Origin of the sequence: Amycolatopsis acidiphila (assembly GCF_021391495.1) — a bacterium.
Taxonomy (GTDB): domain Bacteria; phylum Actinomycetota; class Actinomycetes; order Mycobacteriales; family Pseudonocardiaceae; genus Amycolatopsis_E; species Amycolatopsis_E acidiphila.
Map to the genome: position 1 here is coordinate 7,815,443 of NZ_CP090063.1, position 20,752 is coordinate 7,836,194.

General features: G+C 65.7%; 19 protein-coding genes and 2 pseudogenes. 14 read left to right on the plus strand and 7 right to left on the minus strand.

The window, feature by feature from the left end; all coding sequences use genetic code 11:
- Nucleotides 1-526: 526 nt before the first annotated feature.
- The 3 genes from LWP59_RS38410 to ltrA (LWP59_RS38420) all read left to right on the plus strand — a co-directional run bounded on the left by LWP59_RS38410 (nucleotide 527) and on the right by ltrA (LWP59_RS38420) (nucleotide 4,306).
- Nucleotides 527-1,171, plus strand: a complete 645-nt coding sequence (locus LWP59_RS38410; protein ID WP_229858588.1) for a hypothetical protein — start codon at nucleotides 527-529, stop codon at nucleotides 1,169-1,171.
- Between the two features lie 2 nt (nucleotides 1,172-1,173).
- Nucleotides 1,174-2,028, plus strand: coding sequence for an IS30 family transposase (locus LWP59_RS38415; protein WP_144639129.1), 855 nt, complete (start codon nucleotides 1,174-1,176; stop codon nucleotides 2,026-2,028).
- Between the two features lie 637 nt (nucleotides 2,029-2,665).
- Complete coding sequence (gene ltrA, locus LWP59_RS38420; protein WP_144639127.1) at nucleotides 2,666-4,306, plus strand: group II intron reverse transcriptase/maturase; 1,641 nt, start codon at nucleotides 2,666-2,668, stop codon at nucleotides 4,304-4,306.
- Here the strand turns inward: ltrA (LWP59_RS38420) and LWP59_RS38425 are convergent.
- The 3 genes from LWP59_RS38425 to ltrA (LWP59_RS38430) all read right to left on the minus strand — a co-directional run bounded on the left by LWP59_RS38425 (nucleotide 4,254) and on the right by ltrA (LWP59_RS38430) (nucleotide 6,572).
- Nucleotides 4,254-5,177 (minus strand): IS3 family transposase, encoded by a 924-nt coding sequence (locus LWP59_RS38425; protein WP_144639124.1) that lies wholly within the window; start codon nucleotides 5,175-5,177, stop codon nucleotides 4,254-4,256. The two genes, ltrA (LWP59_RS38420) and LWP59_RS38425, sit on opposite strands and share 53 nt — an antisense overlap.
- Nucleotides 5,178-5,300: 123 nt before the next feature.
- Nucleotides 5,301-5,522, minus strand: coding sequence for a group II intron maturase-specific domain-containing protein (locus tag LWP59_RS41350; RefSeq protein WP_222425549.1), 222 nt, complete (start codon nucleotides 5,520-5,522; stop codon nucleotides 5,301-5,303).
- Between the two features lie 15 nt (nucleotides 5,523-5,537).
- Complete coding sequence (gene ltrA, locus LWP59_RS38430; RefSeq protein WP_308431800.1) at nucleotides 5,538-6,572, minus strand: group II intron reverse transcriptase/maturase; 1,035 nt, start codon at nucleotides 6,570-6,572, stop codon at nucleotides 5,538-5,540.
- Between ltrA (LWP59_RS38430) and LWP59_RS38435 the strand changes: the two genes are divergently transcribed.
- From LWP59_RS38435 to LWP59_RS38450, 4 genes are all read left to right on the plus strand, one after another.
- Nucleotides 6,558-6,848: a transposase gene (locus tag LWP59_RS38435; RefSeq protein ID WP_101440879.1), complete on the plus strand. Its 291-nt coding sequence runs from the start codon at nucleotides 6,558-6,560 to the stop codon at nucleotides 6,846-6,848. The genes ltrA (LWP59_RS38430) and LWP59_RS38435 overlap by 15 nt on opposite strands.
- An 8-nt stretch (nucleotides 6,849-6,856) precedes the next feature.
- Nucleotides 6,857-7,561 (plus strand): IS3 family transposase, encoded by a 705-nt coding sequence (locus LWP59_RS38440; protein ID WP_229858594.1) that lies wholly within the window; start codon nucleotides 6,857-6,859, stop codon nucleotides 7,559-7,561.
- A 186-nt stretch (nucleotides 7,562-7,747) separates the two neighbouring features.
- Nucleotides 7,748-8,830, plus strand: coding sequence for an IS110 family RNA-guided transposase (locus tag LWP59_RS38445; RefSeq protein ID WP_222425547.1), 1,083 nt, complete (start codon nucleotides 7,748-7,750; stop codon nucleotides 8,828-8,830).
- A 22-nt stretch (nucleotides 8,831-8,852) separates the two neighbouring features.
- On the plus strand, nucleotides 8,853-9,050 hold the full coding sequence (locus LWP59_RS38450) for an IS3 family transposase (RefSeq protein ID WP_144639120.1): 198 nt from the start codon (nucleotides 8,853-8,855) through the stop codon (nucleotides 9,048-9,050).
- A gap of 670 nt (nucleotides 9,051-9,720) precedes the next feature.
- On the opposite strand, the gene LWP59_RS38455 is transcribed toward LWP59_RS38450, so the two are convergent.
- Nucleotides 9,721-10,032, minus strand: a complete 312-nt coding sequence (locus LWP59_RS38455) for a transposase (RefSeq protein ID WP_101436350.1) — start codon at nucleotides 10,030-10,032, stop codon at nucleotides 9,721-9,723.
- A 379-nt stretch (nucleotides 10,033-10,411) separates the two neighbouring features.
- Between LWP59_RS38455 and LWP59_RS38460 the strand changes: the two are divergent.
- Nucleotides 10,412-10,930: pseudogene (locus LWP59_RS38460) on the plus strand (IS30 family transposase); the annotation flags it as partial.
- Here LWP59_RS38460 and LWP59_RS38465 read toward each other — a convergent pair.
- The 3 genes and pseudogenes from LWP59_RS38465 to LWP59_RS38475 form a co-directional block, all read right to left on the minus strand.
- On the minus strand, nucleotides 10,878-11,552 hold the full coding sequence (locus tag LWP59_RS38465; protein ID WP_107503638.1) for an IS3 family transposase: 675 nt from the start codon (nucleotides 11,550-11,552) through the stop codon (nucleotides 10,878-10,880). The pseudogene LWP59_RS38460 and the gene LWP59_RS38465 overlap by 53 nt on opposite strands.
- A 63-nt stretch (nucleotides 11,553-11,615) precedes the next feature.
- On the minus strand, nucleotides 11,616-12,689 hold the full coding sequence (locus tag LWP59_RS38470) for an IS110 family RNA-guided transposase (RefSeq protein WP_101434552.1): 1,074 nt from the start codon (nucleotides 12,687-12,689) through the stop codon (nucleotides 11,616-11,618).
- 210 nt (nucleotides 12,690-12,899) lie between these two features.
- Nucleotides 12,900-13,187: pseudogene (locus tag LWP59_RS38475) on the minus strand (transposase); the annotation flags it as partial.
- 299 nt (nucleotides 13,188-13,486) lie between these two features.
- On the opposite strand from LWP59_RS38475, the gene LWP59_RS38480 reads away from it, so the two are divergent.
- The 6 genes from LWP59_RS38480 (at nucleotide 13,487) to LWP59_RS38500 (ending at nucleotide 20,096) form a co-directional block, all read left to right on the plus strand.
- The gene (locus tag LWP59_RS38480) at nucleotides 13,487-14,557 is read left to right on the plus strand and encodes an IS110 family RNA-guided transposase (RefSeq protein WP_229858590.1); all 1,071 of its coding nucleotides are present in this window, start codon (nucleotides 13,487-13,489) and stop codon (nucleotides 14,555-14,557) included.
- A gap of 270 nt (nucleotides 14,558-14,827) precedes the next feature.
- Nucleotides 14,828-16,180, plus strand: a complete 1,353-nt coding sequence (locus tag LWP59_RS38485; protein WP_144639118.1) for a hypothetical protein — start codon at nucleotides 14,828-14,830, stop codon at nucleotides 16,178-16,180.
- Nucleotides 16,181-16,195: 15 nt separating this feature from the next.
- The gene (locus LWP59_RS38490) at nucleotides 16,196-17,158 is read left to right on the plus strand and encodes a site-specific integrase (protein WP_222425546.1); all 963 of its coding nucleotides are present in this window, start codon (nucleotides 16,196-16,198) and stop codon (nucleotides 17,156-17,158) included.
- Nucleotides 17,097-17,393, plus strand: coding sequence for a tyrosine-type recombinase/integrase (locus LWP59_RS40565; protein WP_208637360.1), 297 nt, complete (start codon nucleotides 17,097-17,099; stop codon nucleotides 17,391-17,393). The genes LWP59_RS38490 and LWP59_RS40565 overlap by 62 nt, the downstream gene beginning before the upstream one ends.
- Complete coding sequence (locus LWP59_RS38495; protein ID WP_144639116.1) at nucleotides 17,390-19,663, plus strand: tyrosine-type recombinase/integrase; 2,274 nt, start codon at nucleotides 17,390-17,392, stop codon at nucleotides 19,661-19,663. Before LWP59_RS40565 ends, LWP59_RS38495 begins: the two co-directional genes overlap by 4 nt.
- Nucleotides 19,653-20,096 (plus strand): DUF6262 family protein, encoded by a 444-nt coding sequence (locus LWP59_RS38500; RefSeq protein WP_144639114.1) that lies wholly within the window; start codon nucleotides 19,653-19,655, stop codon nucleotides 20,094-20,096. Before LWP59_RS38495 ends, LWP59_RS38500 begins: the two co-directional genes overlap by 11 nt.
- Nucleotides 20,097-20,752: the final 656 nt, after the last annotated feature.

A 20,752-nucleotide genomic window follows, 5' to 3' on the forward strand; every position in this document is an offset into this window, starting at 1 on the left:
CGCCTCGGCGTCGTCACGCGCCGGGTTAATGACTCGCGTCGCACATGGACTGCGATCGTCGACCAGCACGCTACGTGGATCGCGGTGAACCCTATCCAGGGCTGCCCGAAGGTCTGCTCGTACTGCTTCTTGAACGAGCGGGGGCAGACCGCTGTTCGACCTGAGCAGTTGGCCAGCCCAGCGGAGACGGTCGACCTGCTCACCGCATCGCCGTACTACGCGCCGGATCGCCCGGTCGCGCTGTACACGTGGACCGATGTGATGGCGCTGCCGAATTCCCGCGCGCACCTCGCCGATCTGCTGGCCGTGCTGGTCGACCGGAAGATCCCCAACCCCATCGTGCTGATAACCAAGTGCCCGATCCCCGATGACACGGTCGACGCGGTGACCACGGCCCGGCAAGCCGGGCTACGGACGATCGTGTACCTGAGCTATTCCGGCTTGGGGCGCGACCTGGAACGCGGTATCCGGCACGAGGAGTTGAAGGCCAACTTCCCCCGGCTGGCCCGACGCTGGTGTACCGGTCGTGCACTACTGGCGGCCCGCGTTTCCGGAGTCCGCGACCACGCGCACGATGGAAGCGGTCTTCGACTGGGCAGCGACGTACGCGCACTGCACCGTGGCCGCCGGTCTGAAGGTGGAACCCGCCGCGCTGCCCCGATTAGCCGAGCGGTGGCCGGAACTGGCCACCACGCCGGGCGTCACCGCAGCCGAATGCGTGTACCCGCAAGCGTTCTGGGACTTCATCCACGCAACCCACCAGCGCCGCCCCGGCTATCCGTTGTTCCACACCAACTCCTGCGCGTTGGCCTACGTTCTCGGCCAACCCGACCGGTTCGGGGTGTTTGGCAGCAACGTGTGTACGGCGCGAAATCACTGTCCGAGTGCGCAACGGCAGCGCTGTGAAGCCGACAACCTCCGCAGACCGGCACTGGCGGAGGCGACCGTTCGCGCCGCGCTGGCCCGGCGTGGACACGCCAACACGGCGTTCACCCTCGACCATCCCCGTGGAGAAGTCGTGATCCATGCGATCCTGCCCACCAACGCCGCCGCCGCGCTGACGCACGACCTGGGCATTCGGGTCCGCGTCGCCCGTCAGCACAGCGACCCCTACTGGAACAGCTGTCTTTGCCGCCTAGTTTTGGCCCCACTTGTCCGCCTTAGGTTCTAGCGGTGGTTGCAACGCCGAGCCTGAAAGGTGTTGCAGTGACTGGGTTTCGCCGGAACATCCGTAAGCGTGGTCCTGAGCCATTGGCTGCCAAGCGTGATCAATATCTTCAGCTCATGGATCAGGGCGTGAGCAACTCGGCGGCGTGCCGAGAGGTGGGGATCAACCGGCGGACTGGAACGCGGTGGCGTTACGGCCGGACCGAAACGGACAGCGCGGGGCGGACCTACTCCTACCCGTCGATCACCGAGCAGCCGCGGGTTATCTCGTCGCGGTTTCTGTCCGAGGACGAACGGGTGAGCATCGCTGACCTGCTGCTGGCCGGCCATTCGATCCGGCAGATCGCTCGCCAGCTCAAGCGCGACCCGGGCACGATCAGCCGCGAGATTCGTCGCAACCGTGACCCGAAGACCGAGAACTACCGGCCCCATCAGGCCGAACGTCGCGCTCAGGTGCGTCGCGCCCGGTCAAAGGAAGGCAAGCTGCGGCGCAACACCGAGCTGCGGGAGTACGTGCAACAGCGCCTCGACCAGCGCTGGAGTCCGGAACAGATCAGCTCTACGTTGCGGCGCGAGTTCGCCGAGGACCCGGAGATGCAGGTCGCCCCGGAGACGATCTACCAGGCCCTGTATCGACCCGAACGTGGTGGTCTGCACCGCGAGGCCGCCACGAAACTGCGCACCCGCCGACGCGCCCGGCGCAAGCGTCGCCGCCCGGACCAGCGCGTCACCCGGTTCGTCGACCCCGGTGCGCTGATCAGCGAGCGGCCCGCCGAAGTACTTGACCGTGCCGAACCCGGGCATTGGGAAGGCGACTGTGCGACACGAAGTTGCACGAATTTGAGTGGACTGACCGATTGAGAGGCGGCTGATGGCAAGGCCGTAGGTGCAGTCACGGGTCCGTGTCCGTACGACCCGTCCCCGCCTCTGACGTGCGATGCTGGTAACGGCGTGATGCGAAGCTCAGGGGAAAGCCCAAGGGCTCCCGTTCCATCCGGGAGCTACCGGCAAGGGGAAGACCGGACGGGTGAACGCAAGTGAACTCCCGATGATGCCTCGTGATCCCAAGCCCCGCCGATGGAAAGTTCCAGCGGGGTGCATGGCTGGCCGCTGAGAAGCGGCAGGCGCTGGCCGGCAGAGGTCACTCCGGCCAGGTGGACACCGCCGCCTCGGGGTAAAGGGAGCACCCACCCCGGTCGCATCTCGTTCGTGTGGAACGTGGAAACCCCGTTGAGGTCCGGGTCGTCGTGGCCCGGTCGGCCGACCGCGAGGAAGGCTCAACTCCCCAGCGGGAACAGGATGGCCCAAGAAGCCAATGCCGGAAGCCGAAAGGAAACGGGAACCCGGGCATGATGACCAGCCTCTCCGCCGGTCGCCCCGCATAACCGTCCGGATACGGGTGTTCTGCCCGGACCCGAAAGGGTGCTGACGTGGGCCAGGTGAGCTTGTACGGACTCACTGGACAAAGACGACGGAACCGAGAGACAAGTTGGACACCATGACCGACACGGCCGGAGCGGTCTCGACCATCCCGCCGACCGTCGCGACGGTGAACGGACCCGAGGACGAAGACCTGGACTGGGCGTCGATCGACTGGCACCGGGTCGAGGAAGACGTACGGCGTCTGCGGCAGAGGATCTTCACGGCATCGCAGGCAGGGGACCGCAAGAAGGTCCGCAACTTGCAGAAGCTGATGCTCCGGTCCCGATCGAACACGCTGCTGAGCGTGCGGCGGGTCACGGAAATCAACGCGGGACGAGCGACTGCGGGAGTCGACGGGAAGGTGGTGCTTCTATCTCAGTCCAAGGCCGAGTTGGCCGACTGGGTCCAGCACCGTGCCCGACCGTGGACTCCCAAGCCCGTCAAGCGGGTGTTCATCCCCAAACCAGGGACCACGAAGAAGCGCGGCCTCGGGATTCCGGTGATCATTGACCGGTGTCTGCAAGCGGTGGCACTGGGCGCACTGGAACCCGAGTGGGAAGCGCGGTTCGAGCCGAAGTCGTACGGCTTCCGGCCCGGCCGCGGCTGTCACGACGCGATCGGGGCCATCTACTCCACGCTCAACGGGAAGAACCCGCAGCGCGTGTGGGTGCTCGACGCGGACCTGACGGCGGCGTTCGACCACATCAACCATGAACGGCTGATGACCGCACTCGGTACCTTCCCCGCCCGGGGACTGGTCCGGCAGTGGCTCAAGGCCGGGGCGGTGGATCGAGGCCGGCTCGCTCCGACCGAAGCGGGAACTCCGCAAGGCGGGGTGATCAGCCCGTTGCTGTTCAACGTGGCCCTGCACGGGATGGAGGAAGCCGCAGGGGTCCGCTACTACACGACCGGCAGAGACGCTGGGAGTGCGCAGAGCGGGAGCCCCGTGCTGGTGAGGTACGCAGATGATTTTGTCGCGATGTGCACCAGCCGTGAGCAAGCCGAACAGGTCAAGGAACGGCTGAGTGCATGGCTGGCACCAAGAGGGCTCGTCTTCCACGAGGACAAGACGCGCATCGTCCACGCGGACAGCGGGTTTGACTTCCTGGGATTCAACGTCCGCCGCTATCACGGCAAGCTGCTGATCAAGCCGAGCGCAGCGGCTCAACGACGGATCCGGGAACGGCTGAGCGCCGAGATGCTGGCCCTGAGAGGGGCCAACGCGGGTGCGGTGCTCAAGAGGATCAACCCGATCGTGCGGGGCTGGTCTGCCTATTACCGGACGGTGGTGTCCAGCGAGGTGTTCACCGCGCTGGACAATCACATGTGGACGCTCGCTTACAAGTGGGCCAAACACAGCCACCCGAACAAGCCGAAGCACTGGATATCCGACAAGTACTTCGGCCGGTTCAACAAGGCCAGGCAGGACCGGTGGGTGTTCGGCGACCGCGACAGCGGCGCCTACCTGCTCAAGTTCTCCTGGACGAAGATCGCCCGGCACCAGTTGGTCAAGGGCAGGGCGTCTCCGGATGACCCGGCGCTGGCGTCCTACTGGGCCCAGCGGCGTCGCAAGGGACCGCCCCCACCGGTCGACCGCATGACCATGCGCCTGCTTCAGGCACAGCAAGGTCGTTTGAGGTTCCCCCCGAACAGTGGACAGGTCTTCAAGCAGCTTTCGCTGCGCCTGTCAGGGACTGCTCGTAACACACAGGACTGAGCATCCCGATCGCGGAGTGACGTCGACTATCGTTGTACCGTCCGATCCAATTGTCAACCGCAGCAACAATTTCTGCCTTGGTAGCAAAGGTATGACGGTAGTAGTACTCATGCTTGAACGTCGACCAGAACGATTCCGCAGGGCTGTTATCCCAACATATTCCGGTATCACCCATCGATCGTTCCAGCTTATGTGCGGCACAGGCGTTCGCGGTCAACGCCGCAGTGAACTCCCCGCCACGATCGGAATGCAGCACCGTGCCGGCGACACCGCCGCCACGGCAGGCCGCCGCCGCGTCGATGGCCTGACGCACCATGTCCGCGCCGATATGGTCGGCCACGACGTGCCCCAGCACACGGCGAGAATGCCCATCCCGGATCGCGCACAAGTACATATCACCCTCACCGCAGGACAGGTAGGTGATGTCGGTCAGCCAGACCGCATCCAGCCGGCCCTGGTCGAAGTGCCGCCGCACCAGATCCGGCGGAAACGACGCCGTCGGATCGGCCACCGTGGTACGCACCTTGAACGTGCGCGGACTGATGCCCTCGATCCCGATCTCCGCCATGATCGCCGCGACGGTCTTCTCGTTCACCGTCTCGCCTCGGTCCCGCAGCTCGCTGGTGATCCGCGGTGACCCGTACGTGCCATCGGAACCGGCGTGCACGTCCAGGATCTTCACCGTCAGATCCGCGCGCCGCTGCTGGCGCGGCATCAGCACCGTGCTCCTGGCGCGTTTCACGTACGCGTAGTAGCCGGATGTCGAGACACCCAGCAGCCGTGCCATGCGCCGCACGGAGAATCGTGTGTTCTTGGGTGAGGTGGCGCCGGCGGTCTCGGCGGGTTCGTCGGGGCCGGCGTACTTCACCATCAGATCGAACCGTTCCGGTTCTTCTGCATCGCAGCAAAGTACGCCGAGGGTCGAGTGGCCCGGGGGAATCGCACCCCCGGGCTCTCACAGAACCGTGCGTGACAATCTCTCGTCACACGGCTCCTACCATCCAGTCGCCATGAACCCACGGGTGTATTGCCAGTGCGCGAACAGCCGGGGATACCCCAGCCCCAACGCTTTCCACCAGGCATTGACCTTCTTGAACCCGTGCAACCGCCGATACTTCTTCCGAGCCCACCGCACCAAGTAGGTGTTGATGCGTTTGCACAGCGCATACAGCTTCGACCGATAGAACCGGCCGTAGTACTGCAACCAGCCCCGCACGATCGGGTTGATCCATCACGCGATCTGGCCCAGAGTCCAGTCGGTATGCCGATGCAGCCGCCAACCGCGCACTTCGCGGTTGATCCGCTTCTCGGCCTCTTTGCTGATCGCAGGCAGGAACGACCCGAACAACTGACCGTTTTTGTCCCGCGCGGTCCGCGCCCGGAACTCGTACCCCAGAAACGTGAACGACGTGTGCTCATACGAGCCGGTCCGCCGGTTCCAGTTCTGGCAGTACACGACTTTCGTCTTGTCCGGGTGCAGCGTCAGCCCGACCTTGGTCAGGCGCTTGGTGATGGCGTCGCGCAGCATCAGCGCTTGCTTCTCGCTGACACAGTGCACAACGGCGTCGTCCACATACCGCTCGTACGCGACGCCCGGGAACTTCCGAGCCATCCACGCGTCGAAGGCGTAGTGCATGAATAGGTTCGCCAAAATCGGGGATACCACAGACCCTTGAGGGGTTCCCCGGTCCCGTCGTTCCAGCGTCCCATCCGAACGTTGCAGCGGCGCGGACAGCCACCGCTGCACATACAACACCACCCAAGCTGAGTCGGTGTTGGCCCGGACCGCCTTCATCATCAGTTCGTGATCCACGGTGTCGAAGAACTTCGAGATGTCCAAGTCGAGCACCCACTCGGCTCTCAAACACCGCCGCCGGCACGCCGCGACCGCGTGCAGCGCCGAGCGTTTCGGCCGATAACCGTACGAGTCGGGATGGAACATCGGCTCCACCCGCTTCTCGATCTCCATGGCCACCACCGTCTGCGCAACCCTGTCCGCAACCGTCGGAACACCCAGAACACGAACTCCGCCACCGGTTTTCGGGATCTCCACCGCCCGCACGGGCGGCGGAAAGTACGTCCCCGAGGACATCCGATTCCAGACCTTGTAGAGATTGTTCCGCAAGTCGGCTTCGAATTCCTCGATCGACACACTGTCGACCCCGGCGGCACCCTTGTTGGCCTTGAGCTTCCCCCGGTTGTCCGGACACCTCACCTGAGGTGACCGCCGGTCACCAGGGAGGATGTTCTCGTGCCTGCACCACACCTGCCTGAGTTCCGTCAGCGTGCCGTCGAGCTGGCCCGGCTGGGCGACAAACCCGTCGCCGCACTGGCGAAAGATCTGGGCATCAGCCAGTCCTGCCTGCGCAACTGGATGGCCCAGGCCGACACCGACGAAAACGGTTCGGCCACCCGGCTCTCCAGCTCGGAAAAGAAGGAACTGGCCGAGCTGCGCCGCAAAAACCGGCAACTCGAACTGGAAAACGAGATCCTGAAACGGGCCGCCGCCTACTTCGCGCGCGAGAACATCCTCCCAAAGTAACGTTCCCGCTGGTCCACGAACTCGCCGCCGACGGAATCGACGTCGCGGTGGCCTGCCGGGTCCTGAACGTGTCCCGTTCCGGGTATTACGACTGGCGCGATCGGCCGATATCCGAGCGAGACCGGGACAACGAGCTGCTGCTGAAACACGTCGAGCAGATCCATGCCGATTCCCGACAAACCTACGGATCACCGCGAGTCCACGCCGAATTGACGCTGGGCTTGGGCCTGCCGGTGAACCGCAAACGCGTCGAACGGCTCATGCGCGAGGCCGGCATCCAGGGCCTCTACCGGCGGAAACGAGCCCGGACCACCATTCGCGACCCGGCCGCCGAACCCGCCCCGGACCTGGTCAACCGCCACTTCGCCGTCACCGAGCCGGACCGGCTGTGGATCACCGACATCACCGAGCACCCCACTGCCGAAGGGAAACTGTACTGCGCCGCGGTCATGGACGCCCATTCCCGGCTGATCATCGGCTGGTCCATCGCCGGCCACATGCGCACCGAACTCGTCACCGACGCGCTCGGCATGGCCATCATCCGACGCAAACCCGACCACAATGCGACGATCCTGCATTCCGACCACGGCTCCCAATACACCTCCTGGGCATTCGGACAGCGACTCCGCGCCGCCGGACTGCTCGCCTCCATGGGCACCGTCGGCGACTGCTACGACTGTGAGACTGTCTTTCGTCGCTCGAGTCCGGCGTGACCCGTGTTACGACTGGCCCTGCGGGTGCCCTGGCGTTGATCTGTCCGCCGGCTCGAGCGACGCCAGAGGGTGGCGCGCCGAGTGGGCAGTGACCTCATAGGAGCCTGATCGCAGCAGGTCCCATCACAGTCCTGTCCGCCCGCCCGGCTGCGCCGTGACCACGCAGCCCGGGAAGGACACGCGCCAGTGCCAAGCATCCCCCATCCCTCTCGTCCACGCATCGTCGTCGGCGTCGATACCCACAAACAGACCCACGTCGCTGTTGCGTTGAACCAGGTCGGAGCCGTGATTGGCGAAACCACGATCCCGGCGCACCGGGCTGGCTACGCCCAGCTGCAGCGTTGGGCGTGCGAGCTGGGCGAGCACGAGGGCGAGGTCGAGTTCGGCGTGGAGGGCTGCGGGTCCTACGGTGCTGGGCTGGCCTCGTTCCTGCGTCGGGCGGGTCATCGGGTCGTCGAGGTCAACCGTCCCGATCGCAGCGTGCGGCACCGGCGCGGCAAGGACGACACCATCGACGCGGAGACCGCGGCCCGTGCGGTGCTGTCGGGCGCCGCGACCGCGGTGCCCAAGACTGGCGACGGTACCGTCGAGATGATCCGCCAGGTCAAAATAGCGAAAGACACCGCGACCAAAGCGCGCAGCCAAGCGATCATCACGCTGAAGACCATCATCGTGAACGCGCCAGCCGAGCTTCGTGAAATTCTCGAGCCCCTCGGCGACAAAGCGCTGATCGAAGAATGCCGGAAACTTCGCTATGAATCGATGAGCGGTCCCATCGATGCCGCCTGCTACACGCTGCGCGCACTGGCCGACCGATACCACGCACTCGACCAGGAAACTCGCCTGCACGACCGCGTCCTGGCCACACTCACCAACCGCGCCGCACCCGCGTTGACCAGCCTGTTCGGCATCGCCGAGGACTCCGCGTCCGAGCTGCTGATCGTCGTGGGCGACAACCCTGACCGCATCAACAGCGAGGCAGCCCTGGCCAAGCTCTGCGGCGCCTGCCCCATTCCCGCGTCGTCAGGAAAAACGTCCCGCCACCGCCTCAACCGAGGCGGCCACCGGCAGGCCAACGCCGCACTGCACCGCATCCTCGTGGTCCGCATGCGATTCCACGAACCCACCATCACCTACGTCACCCGCCGCACAGCAGAAGGCAAAACCAAGAAAGAGATAATGCGCTGCCTAAAACGGTTCCTGATACGTGAAATCTATCAAATAATCGTGGCGCCGCACAAGACGAACCCTCTGCCATCTACAACTTGACAACTATAGGAGCATCAACGCGATGATGGAATCGTTCTGGGGAACCCTCCAACTCGAACTCCTCGACCAGAAACAATGGGAAACCCGCGACCAGCTTGCCAACGCGATATTCGAATGGATAGAATGCTGGTACAACCCGAAACGGAGACACTCCGCCATCGGGATGCACAGCCCCGTCACCTTTGACGCCTTGCACACCCGGTCAGACCAAGATCACTGACCCCACACCGCAGGTGTCCGCCAAACGGGGGGAAACTCACCTTGACCCTGCCAAACGCTTTTGCCACAGCCCATTTCGAAATTTCGAACGGCTTCATCAACGGCCCTGATCGACTCACGCGGCTCCTCCCGGCTGCTGCCGGTTGACCGCATCAGCGACCCGAATGGTCCGGCCCCTTCGCTCCACACCCATTACAGGCGCTTCACCACTACTACGAGCCGGTCCGCCAGCACGCCCCGCATCGGTACTCAACGCCTTACAGTTCTTGCTGCTTGGCGCACTCCCTCTCGCTGCCGAAGCAGCAGTATCAGGGCATGCCTTCCCACGTTCCGTGCGAACGCCGCAGATCAGGCTCACGTCGCCTCCATGCCGGACACCGCCTGGCCAGAAATCGGGACCCCCGCCAGACTTATCCCGGTGCCAAAAAGACGCCCCGGTTTCGATGTCATCTGTTTCCATTTCGACACGTCGTCAGCGATTCACTCACGTTCGTCTTCCTGATCCCCGCCTGACGCCCTCCAACGGGGCACCTTTTCCTCATCGCTCACCACGACGGTCGTCAGCCAACGCAGCATGAGGTGGTTTGGAGCCTCCCACCCGACGGGCGACTCCGAAGGGCCACAACCCCTTCATCATCCGCACAGCACCACGATCTGCTACCTGACCTACTTCACGCAGCGTCTCGTGTTCGTGGCACACCTTTTACCAGGAACGCGTTGTCCTTCTCCAACTCGCCGACCTGCCGTCGCAGCCGCGCCAGCTCGGCCCGCTCGGCCGGCTCCAGGGGTTTCTCCCCGTGGACCTCGGCGGCGGCGATCCTGCGCCGCTCGTCTTTGACCCAGGTGCTCAACATCCCTGGGTCGATTCCCAGTTCGCGGGCGACGTCGGCGATCGTGCGGTCGGAATCGATCACACGATGCGCAGCCTCGACCTTGTACTCGGCCGTGCAGGACCGGCGTTTGCGAGGAGGCATGATGGACATCCTTCCAGCAGGACGGTCGTCCTGCTAACTCGGTGTCCACTCCCCGGGGGGAACCTCAGTTGCCCGACCTGCGGAGGACTTCTGTTGCACGCCGATCACCCGCCACGAAGCCCCCACGAATGGGAAACGTGGCGGGCCGTCATCAGGAAGGCGATCTCCAAGCAGTACATCGCCTTCACAGACGATGACTCGCCGGACGATCACAGGCTCCGTCTCCTTCACACCCTTTGTCGGCGACGGATTGGAGCCGTCAGGCCGACAAATCCCGCGCCTTCTCCTGACCCCGAGCCCTTGGGGCTTGCTTGAGCCGTGTGCGGTGAACAGCTGCTTGCACGGTTCTGAGGGGGCGGGGACGCAGTAATGCGTCCCCGCTACCCGACTGATCATCGGCGTGGGCAGCTCCGCGATCGGCACGCTGGTCGACCGGAGCACCAGGTTCACGATGCTGCTTCACCTGCCTCGCATGGACGGTCACGGCGTCGAACCGCGAGTGCACAACGGTCCCGCTCTCGCCGGCCGCGGCGCCGAGGCCGTCCGGGACGCGATCGCCTCGGCCATCGCCACGCTGCCCGAACCGCTGCGGCGGTCGTTGACGTGGGATCGCGGAAAGGAGATGGCCCAGCACGCCCGGCTGCGCATCGATACCGGCATCAAGGTCTACTTCGCCGACCCGCACAGTCCCTGGCAACGCGGCACCAACGAGAACACGAACGGCTTGCTGCGCCAGTACTTTCCCAAGGGCACCGATCTGTCCCGCTGGAGCCGTGACGAACTCGACGCCGTTGCTGCCGCTCTCAATAGCAGGCCCCGCAAGGCACTTGGCTGGAAGACGCCTGCCGAAGCCCTCAACGATCAGCTATTGTCGCTCCAGCAAGCCGGTGTTGCGACGACCGATTGATCTCAAGCTGACTGCCCGCGTCAGAATGATGAACCAGCTTGTCCTCACCTTCCTTCCACTGGTACGATCTGTCCCGCAAGCCAATTTCGATGGCGTCGATGGCGTCGAGGACTAGGTCTGTTTCCTTGGACATGCTGCACGTCCACCCGACGATTTTTCGGGAGAACACGTCAATCCCGAACGCGGTATACACAGTGCCCGCCCAGGTGGACACGTAGGTGAAGTCCGCCACCCACAACCGATTCGGCGCGCCCGCCGTGAACTGGCGTTTCACCAGGTCCAGGGCTCGGACACCGTCCTTGTCGGACACGGTGGTACGGACCGTCTTCCCACGAACAGCGCCGGCCAGGCCCATGTTCCGCATGAGCCGCTCCACCCGGCACCGCCCCACCGCGACGCCTTCACGCCGCAATTCCCGCCAAATCTTCCGGGCGCCGTAAACCTGGTAATTCTCGTCATACACGCGCTGGATTTCCTTCTTCAATTCCTCATCACGCACCTCCCGCGCCGACTTCGGGCGCGTCAAAGCCGCATAGTAAGTGGACGGAGCGATCTTCACACCGAACTCGGTCAGCGTGGTACAGATCGGCTCGACTCCGAACCGGTCCTTGCATTCCGTGATGAACGTTACGAGCGTGACTGTCGAGGGTCGAGCTCCCTGATGCTCCTATGTCAAGCCCCTATGTCAAGCCGCCTGCGGCAGCGGTGCAGATTCGGTTGTGGTCGGCCGCTTGGCCGGCGCGGCACGGTGCTCGTCGGCCAGAAGTGCGCGGAACACAACGTCGGAGAGCCGTCGCCGGAGCAGGCGGATGGCCTCTTTGCGGGTCTTGCCGCGCGCGAGGAGCTTGTCGACGTAGTCCTTGCCCGGTCCGATGCCTCGAACCTGGGTGATGGCGATCATGTGCAGGGCGCAGTTGATGGTGCGGTTGCCGCCGCGATTGAGCCGGACCTTGCCAGAGCTGCTGCCCGACCAGACGGGGATCGGGGCGGTTCCACTGAACCGGGCGTAAGCGTCCTTCGAGCGAAACCGTTGCGCCCCAGCCGTTTCCCCAAGGATAACCGCGGCGCCCAGAACCCCGCAGCCGGGGACTTCCAGCAGCGTGGGCGCCAGGACGCGCACCCGGTCACGCAGTTCACGCTCCAGGGCGTTGATCTGCATCGTGAGCTCCCGGCAGCGAGCCAGCAGTTCGCGGGCGATGCGCGCCACAAGACCGTCGCGGCCGGCCAGGCGGCGGGCCAACTCATCGATGACGCAGTAACGGCGCAGACCACGCGCGGGGACATGCAAGTTCGGGTCGATTTCGTGCAGGTGCCAGCGCAACCGATTGATCAGCTCCGTGCGCTGCTCGACGAGGTTGTGGCGGTAGTCGACCAGCAGCTTCACCTCGCGAGTCGGCCCATCCAGCTGCGCGACGGCCAGGTCTGGCTCGCGCAGAGCCGCGTGCGCCACTGCCAACGCATCGATCGGGTCGGACTTCCCGGGCGCGCGCCCGCTGCGACGGGACGCGGCCATCAGATGGGTGGGCACCCGCGCCACCGCGCACCCGGCGCTCAGCAAGTCACGTTCCAGCCTGCGTGTGACATGCCGGCAATCCTCGACCGCGAAGCGCGCGTTCGGCCACTGGCCGGCCCATTCCACAATCTTCAAGTGGTCCTCGCTGGTGGTGCCGACCGTCCGCTCGGCCAGCTTCCGGCCGATCCCGTCAACGGCTACCAGCGTGTGGCTGCGTTTGTGCGCATCCACACCGATCACGACCATGCTCAACCCGGGTTCCCTTTCCTCGCAGACCGATGACACCATCGGGCGAGGCGGGCACGCGTCAATCGGGCCTGCGGCGCGCTCCTATGAAGCCACATCCTCGCCCAGCGGGTGTCCGGCGGGGCCGCACATCAGGACAAGCCACCAGTCGCCTGGGGCAGCGAAGAAACGAGCGAACCCTGCCGGACACCAAGATCATGACATTGACGCGAAGAAAATCGACGCCGCTTTCAAAATCTCCGTCGCCCGACGCAATTCTCGGTTTTCGCGTTCAAGCTCACGAATCCGCTCCGCCTCCGCGCTCGTCGGCCCCGGTCGCTCCCCGGCACCCGCCTCCGCCTGGCGCACCCACCGGCGCAGCGTCTCCGCCGTCACCCCCACCTTCTCCGCGATCGACCGGATCGCGTCCCACTGCGACGAATACTGCCCCACCTGCTCAAACACCAACGCAACCGAGCGTTCACGCAGCTCACGCGGGTACCTCGACGACCGTCCCATGATCATATTCTCCACTCACACGTGGAGTCTCCATCAAACCCAGTGAGACTTGCGGGGCAGACGTCACCGGCGGGGTCTGACTCGATCAAACCCTGACCTCGAATGGGAGTGTCTTCGCCCCGATCTGTCGGCCTTGCCGGGGCGTCTGCTTGGTACGCGCCGGAGGGCCGGGACGTGACTTGATAGGAGCTTGCGACCGCCCATCACTGGTTTGTCCGCCCAGCCGTCCGGCGCGTGCCGCCTTGCCCGGAACGTCCCGCAGGAAGGCGACAGGCCCCAGGATGGCACAACGCGGTCAGATGAAAAAGCCCAGCAAGCGCAGGATTGCCGGTGGGGTGGACACCCACGGCGACACCCATCACGCGGCGGTGGTGCTGCTCAACGGCGCGCGGGTGGCCGATGCGGAGTTCCCCGCCACCCAGCGGGGATACGACCAGCTGCTGAGCTGGCTGCGCTCACACGGCAGACTGCACGCGGTCGGCGTGGAGGGCACCAGTTCTTACGGGGCGGGCCTGGCGCGCCACCTGGCCAGCACGGACGTGACGGTTGTCGAGGTCAACCGGCCCGACCGCCGCCAGCGCCGCGCGAAGGGCAAGTCCGACCCGCTCGATGCCTACGCCGCCGCCGAGGCCGTGCTCGCCGGCCGGGCCACGGCCATTCCCAAGGCGGGCAGCGGAATCGTGGAGGCAATCCGCACCCTGCACACCACCCGCGCCGGCGCGGTTAAATCCCGTACGGCCGCGATGAACGAGCTACGGTCGCTGCTGGTGACCGCCCCAGCCGACCTGCGCGACCGGCTACGCGGCCTCGGCGCGGTCGGCCTGGTTGAGGCATGCCTGCGCTTGCGCCCGGCAGGCGACCCGGCCAGCCCGCAGGCAGCTGCCCGGGTGGCGCTACGCGCCTTGGCCCGCCGCCACCGCAACCTGACCACCGAGATCGCTGATCTGGATGCCCAGCTGCGGCCGCTGGTTGAACGGGCCTGTCCCCGGCTGATCGCCATCCACGGCGTGGGCTACGAGACCGCCGCCCAGCTCCTGATCACCGCCGGCGACAACCCCGACCGAATCGGATCCGAGGCCGCCTTCGCCGCTCTCTGCGGCACCGCCCCAATCCCCGCTTCCAGCGGCAAGACCCACCGCCACCGCCTGTCCCGCGGCGGCGACCGCCAAGCCAACCGCGCCCTGCACCTGATCGCCTGCACACGCTTGGCCACCTGCCCCAGAACCCGCGCCTACCGCGACCGCCGCGCCCAGCAACAACTATCCACAAAGGACATCCTTCGCTGCCTCAAACGCTACCTCGCCCGCGAGATCTACAAAGTCATCACCACACTGCACGCCCCCGACCACGAACTTCCAGCTACCGCTTGACAAACCATAGGAGCATCAGTGACCAAACGCGTTCAGTCTTCGCGGGAGCGACTGTCTGCGTCGAAGCGGGTCTGGCATTGCCGGTGAGAACCACGGGACCGGTTTTCGATGAGGACGTCTGGGATTTCACCGAGGTCATCGGTCTACGGGTGCAGATGACGCCGGCCCGCCGCCGGTTCGACTTCACCCTCATCGCCGACGCCCGCTGGCGGCTGGTTGCCAAGGAACTGGTCCCTGGCCCTGCTTGCGCCTCGACACGAAGCCGTCGCGGTGCTGCCGCGCGCCCTGCGCACACCGCTGCACCCACAGACCTGCCACGGACGACTGGCCGAGCTGACCCGGTGGTTCACCTGGCTCGCCAAGTACGGCATCGTCAGCCTCGACGAGGTCGACGAGGACTGCTGCGCGGCATACCTGGCCCACCGCCGCTACGTTCGTGACGCGGACGGTGTCGTTGTCGGTGATCGCAGTCCCGCCGTCCGCCGAGCCGCTGCGCAGACGGTCGTCGACTTGCTCAACTATCGGGAGCTGTTCACCACTGATCGGGTCCGGGCGGACCTGCGGCCTTGGTCGGGCGCTTCTCCATCGGCCGTCGCCGAGATGCGATCCGGCCGGGACGGCAACACCACCCCGCCACTGGACGATCGAGTGCTGCAACCTCTGCTGGCCGCAGCGCTCTACCTGGTGACCGTGATCGGCCCGCGCACGGCCGAACTCACCGCTCAGATGCGCGAGCAACGCCAGTGGAAGCGTCGCCGAGACCCCGCCCATGACCTCCGCAAACAACCCCCAGAATCTCGAAAGGGATTCGCCCGCGTCCTCAGCGAATACCGGCAGGCCCGTCGACCGTTGCCGTTGCTTCCCGACCATATCGTCGCCGAGCGCGTGGACGCGGGCTGGTCCGTCAACGACCCGCTGACCCCGCTCGCGCTCGACAATTTGGCCAGGCAAGCCGGCTACGTCGTCTTCAACCCGAGCTGGACGCGCACGCTGCGCGATGTGATCGAGTCGACGCTCGACGTCGTCGGGGCAGAGAAACCCTTGGGACGCAACGCCACACACGTTCCTCTCGCCAACAACGACAACGAGACGGTCCCCTGGACTCTTCCCTTGCATGACGCCGAGGCACGCACGTTACTGGGTGCAGTCCGCACCGCGGCAATCATCACGATCACCCTGACCAGCGGGATGCGCTCGAGCGAGCTGATGGAGCTGCGGGCCGGCTGCCGCCAGCCCCCGCAAGAACACGCACCGGGGCTGGTGCGCTACCGGCTGGCCAGCCGCGTCGTCAAGGGCAAGCCGCTGGGCGGCGTCGAGGACGAGTGGGTCGTCGTCGAACCGGCCTACCTGGCCGCCGGCCTGGCCGAGCAACTCCTGGACGATCCCCAGTCCGGCGCCCTGTTGTTCGGACGGTTCGCCTTCGACGTCCGCTATCGATGGTTCCGCAACTGGGTGAATGGTCCCACTGGTCGCCGACTCGGACTGGCTTCCATCCCCGAGGACAACGTCACCATGCGCGCCATGCGCCGAACCCTGGCCCTTGAACTGGCCTACCGCCCCGGAGGGCTGCTGGCCGCGAAGGTCCAGCTGAAGCACATTTCCGTTGTTATCTTGAGCTGCTGAACGTGTGTCTTCCATGTGCGCCACGGGTTCGTGGGGCGGCGTGATCGACCTGGTGGACGTGGTTATCTCCGGCTCGTCTATCACGTTGATCACGTTGGAGGAGTTGTGCACGTTCAGCGCGTGGCGATGCCCGCGTCCCGGGTTCCATCCTGGACCGTCCTGAACGAGGACGGTATCCAGGTCGAGCCGATCGAGCGGTATCTGACCTACCTGACCGACATCGAGCGATCCCCGAACACCGTCAAGGCGTACGCCCATGATTTGAAGGACTACTGGGTCTTTCTGTGGCAGCGCGGGTTGGACTGGCGGGAGACCCGGTTGGAAGACATCGGTGAATACGTCGCGTGGCTGCGGCTGCCGCCGGCCGGCCGCGACGGCCACGTGGCCGTGTTGCCGTCGGTCCAGCCGCACGTGACGGCGTCCACGGTCAACCGGAAGCTCTCGGCGCTGGCGGCGTTCTACACCTACCAAGCGCGCAACGGCGTGGACGTCGGCGAGCTGCTGACCACCTGGCAGCTACCGGGCCGCCGGGGCGGGTGGAAGCCGTTCCTGCACCACATCAGCAAGGGCAAACCCCAGCCTCGGCGGGCGATCTCGCTGCGGGCCGAGAAGAAGCTCCCTCGCGTCCTGACAGTGGCGGAGATGCAGTCCATCATGGACGCCTGCGGTCGACTGCGGGATCGCTTCCTGCTTGCGTTGTTGTGGGACAGCGGCGTTCGCGTCGGCGAAGCGTTGGGGCTTCGGCACGCCGACATCGCCGCGGCTGAACGCGAGGTGACGATCGTGCCGCGGATCAACGACAACGGCGCGCGGTCGAAGTCGCGCGAGCAGCGCACCATCCCGGTGTCGGCGGAACTGATCCGGTTGTGGGGCGACTATCTGCACTGCGCAGTATGGCGATCTGGACTCGGACTACGTGTTCATCAACTTGTGGGCCCAGCCCCTGGGGCACCCATGGTCCTACCCGGCAGTCTATGACCTGGTGCGACGACTACGGCGGCGAACGGGGATCGCGTTCGACCCGCATTGGTGCCGGCATTCGGCGGCGACCAGGATGTTGCGCGACGGAGTCCCGATCGAGGTCGTGTCCAAACTCCTCGGTCATTCCTCTGTGACCACCACGCTTTCCGTCTATGGGCACCTCACGGCCGAGGACGCCCGGCGGGAGTTGGAGAAGGCCGGCTGGTTCACGGGGCGCGAGGTGAGCTGGTGACCACGTCCAAGGTGACGCCCGTCGGCGCGGTGCGTCCAGGCCTGCTGGAGAAGCTGGTCGCCGCGGTCCGACCGGAGTTCAGAGCAGAGATTCTGGCGTTCGGCCCGGACGATCCTGTCTTGGGTGGAAAGCCTTGCCGGGTAACGGGATGCGGGCGCACGGGTCGTATCCGAGGGTTGTGCTTCGGCCATGACAGCCGTTGGCGGCGCGAAGGAAAGCCAGACCTGGGCCACTTCATCGCCACTACCGACCCGAGGATGAAGGGTCACCAGCCCTTGGCGTCGTGCCGGATTCCGGGCTGCCTCAGGGGACGGAAGGAACGGGGGCTGTGCACGCGCCACCACTACGCCTGGCAGCGGTCGGGCCAGTCCGACCTCAACCAGTGGGTGGCCGCGCTGCCGCCGGTAGTGGAGCCCGATCCGCCGGCGACATGCCGGATCGCCTACTGCGACCTATGGGTCCATGCGGACTTGCCGTTCTGCCTGACGCACGGCATCCGCTGGAAAGAACAAGGCCGGCCGGACATCGACGACTACGCCCGCGGCTACGAGAACGACTCCACACCCGGCCACGAGCGCATCGACCTGCGCGAACTGGACGCGCATCTGCGACTGGAGACGCAGTACGCCTTGCAGTGCCGGCACGACGATGCAGCGATCCGGATCGCGCCGAGCGCGGTGCAGGTCGTGGTCAACTTCCTCGCCGCCACCGAGGTTTCCTCGCTGCTGGACCACGACGAACACGCTTGGCTACAGGCGTGGAAGCAACGATTCCCCAAGCGAGCACGGTTCTCCAACGGCGACTCCGGTCGCGCGCTGCTCATCTATGCGCGCCGCAAGGTCGAGGAGTCGCATCTCGGCCGAGGCTGGGACGTCGAGTACCGCCGTGACGTCTGGCGGCTGCGCAACCTAGGGGTCGAGGAGGGGCCCGCGACGGTGCGGTTCGACCAGATCAGCCAGACCTGGCTCAAAGAACTGGCCAAGCGGTGGATCCGGTGGCGGCTGAGCAGCGGCCTCGGCACCGGATCGGCCACCAAGGCCGCGCTCGCGCTCACCAGCTTCAGCCGGTTCCTGACCTCGCCCGCCGTCGGTGTCGACCGGCTCGCCCAGGTCGACCGGCCCCTGCTGGAACGCTACCTGGCCGACCTGCACACCGAGCTGGCCGGCAAGAAGATCCACGGCGAACGCATCAGCCAGCTGCACCTGTTCCTGCAAGCCATCCGCCGGCACGGGTGGGATGAATCGCTGCCCGCGAATGCGACGCTCCACAGCGAGGACTTCCCCAAGAAGGGGCAGTTGCTTCCCCGGGCGCTGGCCGAACACGTCATGACGCAACTGGAAGATCCCCACAACCTCAATCAGTGGAACGACCCCGACCGTCGGCTGATCACCCTCATCCTCATCCGCTGCGGGCTCCGGCTTGGTGACACCCTGCGCCTGGCCGTCGACTGCGTCGTCCACGACGCCGACAACGCCCCCTACCTGCGCTACGTCAACCACAAAATGAAACGCGAGGCCCTCGTGCCCATCGATGAGGAACTCGAAGCCCAGATCATCAAGCAGCGACGAAAAGTCAGCGACTGCTGGCCGAACCGGATCCCAGTGCTCTTTCCCCGCTCCAGAGCCAACCCCGACGGCAGCAAGCGCGCCAGCCACTCCGGCTACCAGCACGCGCTGGCCGAATGGCTGCGCCGCTGCGACATCCGCGACGCCCACGGCAACCCTGTCCATGTCACCCCGCACCAATACCGACACTCACTCGGAACCCGGTTGATCAACCTCGACGTCCCTCAAGAAGTCGTCCGACGCATACTCGATCACGATTCTCATGCCATGACGGCCCACTACGCCCGGCTGGCCGACACCACAATCCGCCGGCACTGGGAAAAGGCTCGCAAGGTCAACGCGACCGGCCAAACCGTCACCCTCGCCCCGGACGGCCCGATGGCCGAGGCGGCCTGGGCCAAGCAACGCATCGGCCGCGCCACCCAGGCCCTGCCCAACGGCTACTGCTCGTTGCCGCTGGTCAAGACCTGCCCGCATGCCAATGCTTGTTTGACATGCCCGATGTTCGTCACGACCGCCGAGTTCCTGCCCCAGCACCGGCACCACCATCAAGAAGTCCTTCAGATCATCTCCGCGGCCGAGGCCCGCGGCCACACCCGGCAGGCGGAGATGAACCGGCAGGTCGCCGACAACTTGGAGAAGATCATCACCACGCTTGAGGTCGACGATCCCGGCCAGCAAGAGGCGGCCGCCGATGCGTCCTGACAACACTAAGCCGATCATCGCCGCCGCCCGGCGGCGCCACGAGTTGACACGGGCCAAAGCGATCCAAGCACTACGCGAACTCGACCATGCCGGCACGCCGGTCACCTTCCACACTGTCGCCACTGCGGCTGCAGTCTCCCGGTCCTGGCTCTACGCCCAGCCCGACATCCGGGCCGAGATCGAGCGCCTCCGCGAGGCCACGGGACGCACGCCCACGCCGCCGATCCCGGCCAGCCAACGCACGACCGAGTCCTCGGCCCTGGCCAGGCTCGATGCTGCACTCAAACGAAACCGTGAACTCGCAGAGGAAAACCAGCGCCTGCGGCGCCAACTGGCCCACGCCCTCGGCCAGCTTCGTCATACACCCGACGCCAGCGACCCGACTGCTCCCGGCAAACGACGTCGCTCTTCGGTAACGATCGGGCCCTGCTGACAGGGATCCCACTACCAGCGGCGGCCGCGTCGGCGACACCGTTCACGACGTGGCCGCCCAGGTCACAGCCGGGATCAAATCGAAAGCTCAAGATAACCGTTGCTACGCCGTAGTCCTTCGCCGTGACCTCCCAGCCCAGGCATTCGATACCCGACCAGAAGTTCCCCACCCGAAATGAGGGGCGGGTGCGCACCGCGAACCAGCCCAGATCCACCGGGTTCGAGCTGGCGGCCCATGAAGAGGCGTAACAACACCGGTTTCTCGCGTATACCTTCCCGTCTCGCTCACCGCGCCCGGCCCATCCGGCAGTGCTGGACCGACGCGACTTCGTCGAGGCTGCTCCCACCCTCCCCGGCGACCCCCGGTTCAGGCTGCCTCCAGCTGCACCAGGCCGCTACGACGACCCAGCGATGGACGGTCTTCCACCTCCATCCGACACATCAGCGCCTCGTGGCGCACCGGACTTTGTGCCAGAGCCGGAATCCGGTCCGGACGAGCCCGTCCGCCTGGGCAAGGCCCGCGTCCAACACGTCTCGTTCGCCGCCTTGGCCAGGACGACCAGCCGTTTGACCAGGCCCCGTGCCTGGGTCGAGCAATGCTTGGAATCTGTGGATGGCCGGGAGGGGGCGTACCTTCCCGGTGACCGGTTGAAGGTT